The sequence below is a fragment of the Acidimicrobiia bacterium genome, from assembly GCA_040902765.1.
Classification (GTDB): Bacteria; Actinomycetota; Acidimicrobiia; order Spongiisociales; family UBA11373; genus DATKBG01.
Genome location: JBBDWO010000010.1, coordinates 1 through 12,125, shown reverse-complemented (window position 1 = coordinate 12,125; position 12,125 = coordinate 1). Strand labels below are relative to the sequence as shown.

The following is a 12,125-nucleotide window of genomic DNA, read 5'->3' as shown; positions in this document are numbered from 1 at the left end:
CAAGGAGATGGACTGGTTCGAGAGCGGGTGGGGTCTGAGCCTCATCGTGTTCCTGCCTGTGGCCGGGGCGGGCGTGTTGCTGTTCATCCCGAAGGCGAAGGAGGGCCTGGTCAAGCTCGTCGCGCTCGCCGTCTCCGTGGTCACCTTCGCGTTGTCGATCCTCGCCGTCCTCCGGTTCGACACCGGAACCGCCGAGCGCTTCCAGTTGGGTACCGACCTCAGCTGGATCTCGGCCATTGGCGCCCGGTTCCACATCGGGATCGACGGGATCAGCCTCCCGCTGCTGGTGCTATCCACCTTCATCACGCTGCTGGCCATCGTGTATTCGTGGAACCACTGGCCGGAGCCGCACAACCCCAAGGCGTTCCTGATCCTCATCCTGATCCTCGCCACCGGCATGAACGGCACCTTCGTCGCCCTCGACCTGGTGCTGTTTTTCATCTTCTTCGAGGTGGTGCTGCTCCCGATGTACTTCATGATCGGGATCTGGGGCGACAAGACCAAGATAAAGCTGCCCGGGTTCAGGCGGGAGGTGGAGACCAGGCTCTACGCCTCGATCAAGTTCTTCTTGTTCACCCTGTTCGGGTCGGCGTTCATGCTGCTCGGCTTCCTCGCCCTGTACTTCAAGAGCGACCCGCGCACCTTCGACATGGTGGCCCTGGCCGAGGCCGGCCAGGCCGGTGCGTTCGCCGGTACCTTCGGAGCCTGGGTGTTCGCCGCCCTGCTCCTGGGCTTCGCGGTGAAGGTCCCGATGTGGCCCCTGCACACCTGGCTCCCCGACGCCCACACCGCGGCGCCGACCGTCGGTTCGGTGCTGCTCGCCGCCATCCTCTTGAAGCTCGGCGGATACGGCATCATCCGGATCAGCCTGCCGATCCTGCCGTCCCAGGCAGAGCAATGGGCCCCGATCATCGCCATCCTCGCCGTGATCGCCATCATCTACGGATCCCTGGCGTGTCTCGCCCAGACCGACATGAAACGGCTTATCGCCTTCTCGTCTGTCGGTCACATGGGCTTCGTGATGCTCGGCATCGCCAGCCTGTCGGAGGTGGGCATCAACGCCGCCATCATCGGCATGGTCGCCCACGGGCTCATCACCGGCCTGCTGTTCTTCCTGGCCGGATCGATGCAGCACCGGTACCACACCCGCGACATGGCCCGTCTCGGCGGCAACGCCAAGGTGCTGCCGATCATCGGAGGCATCCTGGGGTTTACCGCCATGGCGTCACTCGGGCTGCCGGGTCTCGCCGGGTTCTGGGGCGAGTTCATGGCGCTGCTCGGTGCGTTCAACCCGCTCGACGGTCTGAGCCTGTCAGTGTTCCGCACGGCCATGGTGATCGGAGCCATCGGCACCATCCTCACCGCCGGCTACATGTTGTGGATGCTCCAGAAGGTCAACCTCGGCGAGGCATCCGACGAGTGGCTCAACAAGGACATGCACGACGCCGACCGCTACGAACTCACCGCCTGGGTGCCGCTGGTGATCACGATCCTGGCCATCGGCGTGTTCCCCAAGATCGTCTTCGGCGCCACCAACGGCGCGGTCGCCAACCTGATCTCGAAGGCCTTCGGGGGCTGAGTGTTCGACTACCACGCCCTCGCGCCCGACCTGATCCTCGCGGCCACGGTCCTCGCCGTGATCGGGGTCGATCTCGTCGTCCCCGACCACAAGAAGTACCTGGCCGGGGTGGTGGGACTGGTGGGGCTGGTGGCGGCTCTCTTCCCGCTCCTGACCCTCGGGCTATGTGGTGACCTGCCCGGGTGCAGCGACACGGGGGCCCGGGTGATGTTCGGCGGGTCCTACGTGGTGGACACCTTCGCCCTGGTGCTCAAGGGGCTGTTCATCGTCGCCGCCATCGTGACGATCCTGCTCTCGGTCGGTTACCTGGAGGCCGACGAGTACTACCAGGGGGAGTTCTACTTCCTGCTGCTCGCTTCGGTTCTCGGTGCCGTGATGCTCGCCTCGTCACGCGACCTGATCACGATCTTCGTGTCGCTCGAGCTGGTGTCGGCACCGGCCTTCCTGCTGGCGGGATGGCGCAAGGGCGATACCCGCAGCAACGAGGCGGCGCTCAAGTTCTTCCTCACCGGTGTCATGTCAGCCGCGGTCATGTTGTTCGGCATGTCGCTGGTCTATGGCCTCACCGGGGAAATCACCTTCGCCGGGATCGCCGCTGCTGCCGCCGACCTCGGTGGCGAGCCCGCCTTCGTCCTCGCCGTGGTGTTTGTCATCGTCGGCTTCGCCTTCAAGGTGGCGGCGGTGCCGTTCCACTTCTGGGCGCCGGACACCTACCAGGGTGCCCCGACCCCAGTGGCGGCCTATCTGTCCGTCGGCTCGAAGGCCGCTGGCGTGGTGGGGATGCTGACCGTCTGCTTCCTGGCCTTCTCCACCGTCCCGCACATCTGGGGGCCGCTGCTGTGGGTGCTCGCCGTGCTGTCGATGACCCTCGGCAACCTGGTGGCGATGCGCCAGACCAACCTGGTTCGCCTGCTGGGTTACTCGTCGATCGCCCACGCCGGCTTCATCCTGGTGCCGTTCGCCATGGCCGCCAGCTACGACGTGGTCGGTCTCGGCGACGCCATCGCCGCCTCGGTCACCTACACCCTGATCTACGCCTTCATGAACCTCGGTGCCTTCGGGGTGATCATCGCCGGGGCGAAGCGCACCGGCAGCGGTGAGCTCGAGGACTGGGCAGGCCTCAACCGACACGCCCCCGCCATCGCGGCGATGCTCGCCATCTTCTTCTTCTCGCTCGCCGGGATCCCGCCGCTCGCCGGATGGTTCGCCAAGTTCGTCATGTTCAAGGCGGTCATCGGGGCAGCTTCCGCCTCAGGATGGGCAGTGGCCCTGGCGGCGATCGCCGCAGTCAACGCGGTCATTGGGCTGGTGGTCTACGCCCGGGTGGTCAAGGCGGCGTACATGGAGCCGGTGCGCGACGGACTCGAAGTACGTGAGGGGGCGCCGTTCTCGCCGCCGCTCAAGGTGGCGATCGGCGTCACCGTGCTCGTCGTGATCGCCGTCGGGATCTACCCGGACCTGCTCGGTCTGGTCGGCGACTCGGCCCGGGCGCTCGGCCGCTAGGGCCTACGAGCCGCCGTCGGCGGCTGAAACCCGCAGCATGGTGACCATCCCCTCCTCGAGGTGGTCGACGATTCGGCCCTCGGGCAGTTGGACCACGATCCGACACGAGGCGAGGTAGCGGCCCGCCTCGAGCTCGGCGCGGAGCGTCGTCGTGGTCCCGGGTGGGATGACTTCGGTGGTCGCCAGCACCGTCCCTTGGCCGTCGGTGATGACCATCATGTGACCCTGTTCCCCGACATTCTCGACCTCGAAGTCGACGGCTCCGGCCGTGAGGAGGCCGGGCGAGGCGACCATCGAGTACTCGCTCAGCACCACCCGGCTCTCGTCGGCGGGTGTGCCACTGCACGCAGTGATTGCCGACAGCAGCACGATGGAGGCGAGGGCGCGTTTCACAGCGTCGCTTCCAGGGGCGTTGGGCCACCGACGGCGATGGAGCTGCCCGTCGGTCCGGTGGTGACGGCTATCGACCCTCCCATCGCCTCGACCATGAGGCGTGCCAGGTACAGGCCGAGCCCGGTACCCGGGCTGTCGCTTCGCTTCTCGAACTTCTCGAAGATGCGGGGGAGAAAGTCGGGGTCGATCCCTGGGCCGTCGTCGCTGACCACCACGTAACGACCGTCGTGCGGAGGTTCTCCGATGGTCAGGTCGGGCTCGAACAGCAGACCTTCCGTGAACGCGATCCGGACGGTGTCGCCGCCGTGGGTCAGCGCATTCTCGACGAACGCCGACAGCACGGACGCCATCCCCTCCGGGTCGGTCATCACCGACCAGGACGCCGGCGGATCTGCGATATCGGAGCGGGCCACGGAAGACAGATCGGCGATGAGGGCGTCGCCCGACACCGGACGCAGGGAGTAGCCGAGACCGCGGTTCTCCAGGCGAGCCAGCGTGAGCATCCGCGAGACGAGCCGCTTCAGGAGGTCGCCCTGTTGGATCATCGCGTTGACGAGGTGTTGACGATCCTCGGCCGACATGTCGGGGTGTGCCGCCATCAGCTCGGCGCTGGTCACCACCCCGGTAAGCGGCGTGTTCAACTCGTGATTGATCATCAACACGAACTCGGAGCGGATGCGGTTCTTCTCCTCGGCCAGGGCGAGGGCTCGTTCAGCGGCGGAACGAGCCTCGCTCAGGGAGCGGTTGTGTTGAGCGAGCTCATCGGCCCGCATCTCGAGTTCTTTCGCTTCCTCGATGACGGCGATGATCCGACGACGGGCACCGGCTCGACCGGCGATGAGGGCGGCGGTGGCGACCACGAACAACACTCCGAGCGAGCCGAGGAGGAGCGTCACCGGGGTGATGCCGTCCGAGGTGGCCCTGCGCACCGTCAGGTCGCGCAGGTCATAGAACATGAGTGCCATGGCGCCGTCGTCGACGGGAATGAGCACCTGATACATCGCCAGGTCTGAAGTTGCTTCTTCGATGCCGTCGATGTGGATCGGGTGACCGGCGGGAGCGGTGAGCGCTCGCATCGGCAGCGGGTCGCGTCTGAAGAACGGGATGTCGACCGACGCTCCGACGAGGTTCGGCGAGGAGGATGCCACATAGGTGAAGTCGGTGTCGATCACCGATACGGCGAGGATCCCGAGCCGGTTGCGTGCCGTCCGAACCGCCGTGTCGAGGTCGTTCTCCTGCTGGATCACTTCGGCGACCAGTGCTGCATCGGAGGCGAACAGCTCGCCCTCGCCGACGGGTCGGGTGGCGTCGATCTGGTTGACCACGGCGGCGAAGAGCGCCACGAGCGCGGCGCTCGCCGCCAGGAGAATGCCGGCCAGCCAATACCGGCTGACCGCGACGTTTCGGGTATCGATAGTCACGGTGGGGTTCTCCACGGAAGCACTACTGCATCGTCACCTATCTCTGGCCCCTTGAGGTGCGCCGTGGGGAACCGCGGCGACCTGCGATGCGTCGAAGGTGCCATGACCAAGACCCTCCGCGCCCTCGTCGGCGCACTGACGATCAGCCTGTTGGTCGCCGCTTGCGGCGGCTCGGCGGGTGACACCACGACCACGACCGTACCGGCCTCCGGTGACGTGATCGCCGAGTTCCGTACGCCCGATGGCGAGACCTATCGCGTGCTGCTGACCGGCGACGCCGCGGCCCGGGCGCGTGCCGCCTTCGCCGCCGGTGAGAACCCGGGAATCCCCAACGGGTACATCGAGCGCGGCGACGGCGAGGTGAACCTCGGGCACGACTGGCACATCCGGGATGTCGAGTTCGCCGACATGACCATCGAGGTATGCGACGGCACCGTGTCGTACATCGACGACCTCGGCTACGACGAGTTCGTCAGCCAGCACGGCAACCAGTTCTGCCCGTGGGCCGCGGAACTGGTGGACCTGGTCGAGCCTTAGCCGGTTACCGGTTACCGCTACTAGCTACCGGCTACCGGCTACCGGACTTCCCGCGTTCCGGTCCCGGGCGCCCTGCGGCCTCGGAAGACGCACCCCCGGGGCTCGATGCCATGATCGCCTAGCCTCTCGCGATCCTGGGAGGTGAACTTGAGGCGCTGGAAGCCGGTAGCCGGTGGCTGGTAGCTCTCTTCTCGCGCGCATCCGCGATGAAATCACCGCGCGCGGTCCCATGCCGTTCGATCGGTTCATGGAGATCTCCCTCTACGACCCGTCCGACGGCTACTTCGCGGCAGGCGCGGTGCGGTCCGAGAAGGAAGGTGACTTCCTCACCAGCCCTGAAGTGTCGCCGCTCTTCGGCGAGACCCTGGCCCGCTTCGTCGCCGCCGAGCGGGAACGGATCGGTGAGCCCTTCAGCGTCGTCGAGGTCGCGGCCGGGACCGGCAGCCTGCTGCGTCCGCTGCTCGATGCGCTCGCCGAACCGGTGGCCGCGGTCGCGGTGGAGGTGTCGGCTTCGGCGCAGCTGCGCCTCGGCGAGGCGGTGCCCGAAGCGGTCGTCGTCGACACCTTCGATGCCGTCCCCGATCCACTGCGCGGGGTGGTCATCGCCAACGAGCTGCTCGACAACCTCCCGGCCGCGGTCGCCGTGCGGAGAGGGGGACGCTGGATGGAGCGGGCGGTGATCGCCGAAGACGAAGGGCTCGGTTACGCCGAAGTCGAGGCTCGGTCCGTGGTGGCAGCGTGGGCGGACCTCCACGCCGGGTCCGTGCCCGACGACGCGGTGGTCGAGGTGCAACTGGCCGCGGGAGCGTGGTTACGCGGAGTCCTGAACCGACTCGCCGGCGGCGCCGTGGTCGTCATCGACTACGGCGACACCACGGACGGCCTGGCCCCCCGACGCGCCGAGGGGACCATCAGGACCTACCGGGGACACCATCTCGGCCCCGACCCGCTGCTGGAACCCGGCGCCACCGACATCACGATGGATGTCGACTTCTCAGCGCTGATGCGAGTCGCCGTCGAAGCCGGAGCAGCGGTCCGGCTCCATCGCCAGGTCGAGTTCCTCAGCGAGTGGGGCATCCGCGAGGCGCTGGTGGAGCTGCGGGTCGCCGAGCTCGACGCTGCTCGCCGCGGCGACGCCATGCACCGCGTCGTGCTGAGAAGCCAGGTCGTCGACGCCGAAGCACTGCTCCATCCACGCGGCTTGGGGGATTTTCGGGTGCTGGAGGCCCGGGTCGGGTCGTGATCGTTCGGTAGGTTTCAGCCTTCATGGACCGAGACGAAACCACGGCGAAGTACATCAGGCCGTTCGCGGGGCCCGACGAGGTCATCGAGATGGACCGCCTCCGGTCGGAGATGGTCACCCTCGGTGGCCTCACCGTGTCTCACGACGTCCACCAGCCGGGGTGGCGATGGTCGACTGACGTCAAGCCGGTGGTCGGCACCGAGTGGTGCATGCTCCGACATGTCGGCGTGGTGCTCTCTGGGCGGATGGGGATTCTGTTGTCCGACGGCACCGAGTTCGATGTCGGGCCGATGTCGGTGGTCGACATCCCGGCGGTCCACGATGCGTGGGTGGTCGGCGGCGAGCCACTCGAGATGATCTCCTGGACAGGTGTGCGGGGATGGATCTCTCCGCTGGAGTCGCTCAGGGAGCGCGTGCTCACCACGATCGTGTTCACTGACATCGTCGACTCGACGGGCACGGCGATACGGATGGGGCCGACGGCGTGGGCCGATCTGGTGACGTCACATGAGACTCGCATGCGCGAGCAGTTGGGCCGGTTCCGGGGTGTCGAAATCCGGATGACGGGAGACGGCGTGCTCGCGGTCTGTGACGGAGCCGCTCGCGCCATTCGTTGTGCCCGGGCTCTCATCGCAGTTGCTGGGGATCTTGGACTCGGTCTGCGAGCTGCGGTGCACACCGGGGAAGTGGAGTTTGCTGACGAAGATCTGCGCGGCGTCGCCGTCCACGAGGCCTCACGCATCTTGGGGCTGGCCAGAGACGGGGAGGTGCTGATCTCGGCGACGACGGCTGCGCTCGTCGGTGATGCGGGCTTCGTCCTCGAGGATCGCGGCGAGCACGAACTGCGCGGGCTGGACGGCCTCCGCCGTTTGTTCTCGGTCGGTTGATTCGCTCGGGCGCGTAATTCCCGACATCAAGTTAGGGTCGCGCGGTCGGACCGAGGGGCTCAGCCCGGCGAGGACAGACACGAATCGATACGGAGGTGCTTCTCATGCGCAGAAGATTCCTGACTCTCGCCGCCACGGCGGTACTCATGCTCACGATGGCGGTCCCGGGTTCGGCGGTCACCAACGGTGAGCTCGACGGGGACGATCATCCGATGGTCGGTATGTCCGTGTATTTCTTCTACACGGATCACGATGACGATCCTGATACGGATGACGTGCTCCAGGTGAGTCACCGTTGTTCCGGCACCCTCATCTCGCCGACCGTGTATGTGACCGCCGGTCACTGCACGTACGGCATGGACAAGGCGATGCTGTGGTTTGCCGCAGACGTCGAGACGGACCGGCCCGACAATGGCTATCCGATCTTCGACGATCCGGAAGACATCTACTTCGACAACTGGGGTGCAGACGGCTGGACCGAGACGGGAGACCCCGAGACCTTCTACGACTACGACGACAACGCGTTCTTCCTGAACGATCTCGGGGTCGTCGTACTCGACGAGCCCTGGGATCTCCCCGCGTACGGCAGCCTCCCGACTGCTGGGCAGTTCGACGACCTCAAGGTCGGTCGCCAGACGACGTTCACGTCGGTTGGCTACGGACTCCAGTTGGCGAACGCCGCCTTTGCAGTCGGGGAGCGGATCCGGTACCGGGCCAACCCATGGCTCATCCAGAAGGATGCTCCTGGCTTTACGGGTGGTTTCTCGTTCTTGCTCTCGAACAACGCGGCCACCGGAGGTACCTGCTTCGGAGACAGCGGTGGACCCAACTTCATCGGAGATAGCCTGACCATCGCAGGCATCACCTCCTACGGGCTCAATCTGGCCTGTGGCGGCACCGGTGGTGTGTGGCGACTGGACAAGCAAGACGCGCTGGACTGGGTGGAATCGTTCCTCGACTGAGGAGCTCATCACAACTGACCGATGCGCTGGGAGGCCCCGTGCGGGCCTCCCAGCGCGTTCCGGACTCTGGTGGCCGAAGCCCCCGGCCTCGGTATCCTGTGCCCATGCTGCGTAACAACATGAAGACCTTCGTCCTGATGGTGTCGCTGGGCGCCCTGTTCCTCATCGTTGGCCAGCTGGTCGGCGGTAATCAGGGCGCGCTGATCGCGCTGGGGATCGCCGGCGTGATGAACTTCGCCATGTACTTCTTCTCGCACAAGATCGCCCTGGCATCGACGCGGGCCAAGCCGGTGTCGGAGCAGGAGCTGCCCGAGGTGTACTCGACCGTGCGGTCCCTGGCGGCGCGCGAGGACCTGCCGATGCCGAAGATCTACCTCATCGACTCACCGCAGCCCAACGCCTTCGCCACCGGTCGCAACCCGAAGCATGCTGCCGTAGCGGTGACCACCGGCATCCTGGAGCTGATGGACCGGTCGGAACTCGAGGGCGTGCTCGCCCACGAGCTGGGCCACGTCAAGAACCGCGACATCCTGATCGCATCCATCGCGGCAACCGTCGCCATCGCGCTCACCTTCCTGGTGCGCATGGCCTTCTGGACCGGGATGGGAGGCAATCGCCGCAACAACAACCCGGCCATGGCGGTCGTCGGCATCCTCGCCTACATCCTCGCCCCGCTGGCCGCGATGGTGATCCAGGCGTCGATCGGCCGATCGCGGGAGTACGAGGCCGACCGCACCGGTGCCGCCATGACCGGCGCACCGTTGTCGCTCGCCCGGGCGCTCCAGAAACTCGAGGAGGGCACCGCGCAGGTCCCGATGAAGGTCAACGAGGCCACCGCCCAGCTGTTCATCGCCGATCCGCTCAAGGCGTTCGGGCGCAGAGGCGGCGGCATGGGGGGACTCGGCCGCATGTTCGCGACGCACCCGCCGATCCCGGAGCGGGTCCATCGCCTCACCGAGATGGCCCACGGCGGCATCGAGCGTTAGGGCAGGCTCCAGACGCCAGCCTGATCGAGCCGTGGTCAGTCGACGGTCGGTGCCGGTGACTGCTCGGTGCTGCGGCTCGAAAGCGCCCAGACCCCGCCCAGCGCCAGCAGGCCCGGGATGCCGAACCAGAGGACGAAGGCGGTCGCCGTTGGCTCGTCGAGGATGAGCAGCATCAGCTGAACGATCAGCGCCAGGCCGGCGAATGCCCCGACGGCGGCGAGTACCGAACTGCGCCACTGGGTCGCCGTGATGAAGAGGGCGAGGGCGATCGCTCCCGAGAGGATCATCCAGCCGTCGGCCGATGAATACAGGGCGAGACCGAAAACGACCGCCCATGCCGACCCGAGGAAGAACGCCGTGTTCCGGGGCCGGAGCGTGCCGGTGCGGGCGAACCACACCCATGCCGCGCCGAGGGCGACAAAGGCGAGATGCCCCTGCCAACCCCCGATGTCGGGTGTGGCGCCGAAGGCCGTGCTCGTCGCCAGCATCGTCGGATCGATGTAGTCCTGGATCTGGAGCAGGACGAGGAGCGCGCTGACTGCAGAGACGGCCACTGCGAACAGGGCGAGTTGGGTCGGAACGCTGCGGAGGCGGAGCCAGCCCAGCACGGCGACCGCTGCCGACGGGAGGAGCACCACGAGCGGCGTGGCGTCCCCGAGATCGAGGTCGAGCAGGAGGAGTCCGAACCCCGCCTGGACGAGGACGTACCCCACGAGGAGGGCGAATCCGGCACCGCGCCCGATGGCCCCTCCCCGATCGGCGAAGCGGTAGCCGGTGCCGAACACGATGACGGCCCCGCCGAGGGCCACGAGCCCACCCGACACGTTGTCGAACGATCCGAGGAAGAGGTCGAACATCGGATCACTCGGGAAGGCGACCCGGATGACCAGGGCGATCGTGGCCACCGCCACGGCCACGGCACCGATGAAGGTGAGGAACTCGACGGTCCTGGGTCCGCCCAAAGGGTCGGAGCGCGGTTCGGCCGCCATGCGCTCGGCCTGTTCGAACGAGATGACAGCGCGATCGCGAGGCTGGTCGGCCATGTCGGGACTTTCCTCCGGTTCGTGTGGGTTGAAATCTATCGGTCCTGGCGCCGCCGTGAAGACTGCTTCGGTCAGGTAGTCTCCCGATTCGCCGGGGGGATGCCCGAGCGGCCAAAGGGAGCAGACTGTAAATCTGCCGGCTACGCCTACGGAGGTTCGAATCCTTCTCCCCCCACCGAGTTCTTGAGACGAACTTGCATACCCCTAGACGAGACGCGCCCGAATACCTACGATATGACCTACTCAATCCAAGCGTAGGTATTCGTAATGCCGCGTGGGCGTCCTTCAACACAGCAGGTCGTCGAGCGGGTCGATCGAGAAGTTGCCCTGCTTCGAGAACGGTTCGGGGGGTTGCCCCACAGCCTCGAAGTTGATGACGTTCTGAGAGAGATCTGGCTGCTCGACACCCATCACTCCACGGCGATCGAGGGCACCACGCTCAGCGAGGCGGACGTCCGCGCCGTGGTCGAGCGTGGCGAGGCGCGGGGATCGATCAAAGAAGCGCTGGAGGTCAAGGCGTATGCGGCTGCGGCTGCCTGGGTCTACGAGTCAGCAGCCACCGCACAATCACCTCTCGACCTTGCGACCGTTCGACAGGTTCACCGACTCGTCGTCGGTCCTGTATGGGCCGCGTTCCCGCCGCCGACACGCGACGAGCCCGGGGCCTTCAGGAGCACTGGGGTGCTGGTCGGCGGGCGGGGTAGGTTCAGCCCCTCACCGGCAACCTCGGTGCACGCCGACATGACGGCGTGGGCTGACGAAGCGACGCCTGACGAAACTGTCCACCCGATTACGCGCGCTGCGGGGCGACATGCCCGGTTCGAGCGTATCCACCCCTTCGTCGACGGCAATGGCCGAGTGGGGCGGCTGCTGATGAACTGGGAGCTCATCCAGTCCGGCTACCCGCCGGTGGTCATCCGATTGGACCAGCGCGATCGATATCTTCGTGCTCTGGAGCGCTCGGACCGCAACGACACGACCGGCCTGGTAGAGCTCCTGGTCCGAGCGGTGAGCGAGTCCATCAACCGGTTCATCCTGCCTCGGCTGGCAGGAGACGCCCGACTGATCACACTGGCGGCCCTTGCGGAGGGAAGCCCGTACTCGAGCACCTACATGCGACAGCTCGCGGTGTCTGGGCGTCTGCGAGCGGCTCGTCACGGCGGCCTTTGGTTGAGTTCCCGGGCCGCACTCGACGACTATCGGGCGAGTCGGAGTCCGCGGGGCAGAAGGGCGTCGGGTGACGGGTGACTGGCCACTGGCCACTGGCCACTGGTCACTGACCACTCCCCGCTCGCTATCCTGTCGGGGCCTTCGGGTACTGCCCCCTTAGCTCAGCGGCAGAGCACTTCCATGGTAAGGAAGGGGTCCCCGGTTCAATCCCGGGAGGGGGCTCGGGGCGGCGTAGCTCAGAGGTAGAGCACCCGGCTCATAATCGGGTAGTCGGTGGTTCGAGTCCACCCGCCGCTACGGTGCCGACGCCGTCGGCCACGACAACACACACGAGGAGACGGAGATCCCATGGGTAAGGCGAAGTTTGAGCGTTCGAAGCCGCATGTGAATGTGGGGACGAT

At 66.5% G+C, this 12,125-nt stretch carries 11 protein-coding genes and 3 tRNA genes; 11 read left to right on the top strand and 3 right to left on the bottom strand.

The features are described 5' to 3' along the window. Positions 1–7 precede the first annotated feature (7 nt). Entirely contained in the window at positions 8–1,579 is a 1,572-nt protein-coding gene (locus WEA29_03345) for an NADH-quinone oxidoreductase subunit M (protein ID MEX2322789.1), read from the top strand. Next, on the top strand, positions 1,580–3,082 hold the full coding sequence (locus tag WEA29_03340; protein MEX2322788.1) for an NADH-quinone oxidoreductase subunit N: 1,503 nt from the start codon (positions 1,580–1,582) through the stop codon (positions 3,080–3,082). It abuts the gene before it with no gap. A 3-nt stretch (positions 3,083–3,085) separates the two neighbouring features. Here WEA29_03340 and WEA29_03335 read toward each other — a convergent pair whose 3' ends face one another. Beyond that, a complete protein-coding gene (locus WEA29_03335) occupies positions 3,086–3,475 on the bottom strand; it encodes a hypothetical protein (GenBank protein ID MEX2322787.1) in 390 nt (129 codons plus the stop codon). After that, positions 3,472–4,896 (bottom strand): HAMP domain-containing sensor histidine kinase, encoded by a 1,425-nt coding sequence (locus WEA29_03330; protein MEX2322786.1) that lies wholly within the window; start codon positions 4,894–4,896, stop codon positions 3,472–3,474. Before WEA29_03330 ends, WEA29_03335 begins: the two co-directional genes overlap by 4 nt. A gap of 102 nt (positions 4,897–4,998) precedes the next feature. Here WEA29_03330 and WEA29_03325 point away from each other — a divergent pair, with 102 nt between their 5' ends. The 5 genes from WEA29_03325 (at position 4,999) to WEA29_03305 (ending at position 9,511) form a co-directional block, all read left to right on the top strand. Further along, positions 4,999–5,433, top strand: a complete 435-nt coding sequence (locus WEA29_03325; protein MEX2322785.1) for a hypothetical protein — start codon at positions 4,999–5,001, stop codon at positions 5,431–5,433. A gap of 229 nt (positions 5,434–5,662) precedes the next feature. After that, positions 5,663–6,676 (top strand): SAM-dependent methyltransferase, encoded by a 1,014-nt coding sequence (locus WEA29_03320; GenBank protein MEX2322784.1) that lies wholly within the window; start codon positions 5,663–5,665, stop codon positions 6,674–6,676. A 23-nt stretch (positions 6,677–6,699) separates the two neighbouring features. Further along, positions 6,700–7,563 (top strand): adenylate/guanylate cyclase domain-containing protein, encoded by an 864-nt coding sequence (locus tag WEA29_03315; GenBank protein MEX2322783.1) that lies wholly within the window; start codon positions 6,700–6,702, stop codon positions 7,561–7,563. Between the two features lie 104 nt (positions 7,564–7,667). Next, complete coding sequence (locus WEA29_03310) at positions 7,668–8,525, top strand: trypsin-like serine protease (GenBank protein ID MEX2322782.1); 858 nt, start codon at positions 7,668–7,670, stop codon at positions 8,523–8,525. A 104-nt stretch (positions 8,526–8,629) separates the two neighbouring features. Further along, positions 8,630–9,511 carry a zinc metalloprotease HtpX gene (locus WEA29_03305; GenBank protein ID MEX2322781.1) on the top strand — a complete coding sequence of 294 codons (882 nt, stop codon included), beginning with the start codon at positions 8,630–8,632 and terminating at the stop codon, positions 9,509–9,511. Positions 9,512–9,546: 35 nt separating this feature from the next. Here WEA29_03305 and WEA29_03300 read toward each other — a convergent pair whose 3' ends face one another. After that, positions 9,547–10,554 (bottom strand): hypothetical protein, encoded by a 1,008-nt coding sequence (locus tag WEA29_03300; GenBank protein ID MEX2322780.1) that lies wholly within the window; start codon positions 10,552–10,554, stop codon positions 9,547–9,549. 93 nt (positions 10,555–10,647) lie between these two features. Between WEA29_03300 and WEA29_03295 the strand changes: the two genes are divergently transcribed. From WEA29_03295 to WEA29_03280, 4 genes are all read left to right on the top strand, one after another. Further along, positions 10,648–10,729 (top strand) — tRNA-Tyr (locus tag WEA29_03295). A gap of 176 nt (positions 10,730–10,905) precedes the next feature. Beyond that, on the top strand, positions 10,906–11,802 hold the full coding sequence (locus WEA29_03290; protein ID MEX2322779.1) for a Fic family protein: 897 nt from the start codon (positions 10,906–10,908) through the stop codon (positions 11,800–11,802). Positions 11,803–11,874: 72 nt separating this feature from the next. After that, a tRNA-Thr gene (locus WEA29_03285) sits at positions 11,875–11,946 on the top strand. Between the two features lie 3 nt (positions 11,947–11,949). Beyond that, positions 11,950–12,021 (top strand) — tRNA-Met (locus WEA29_03280). Positions 12,022–12,125 lie beyond the last annotated feature (104 nt).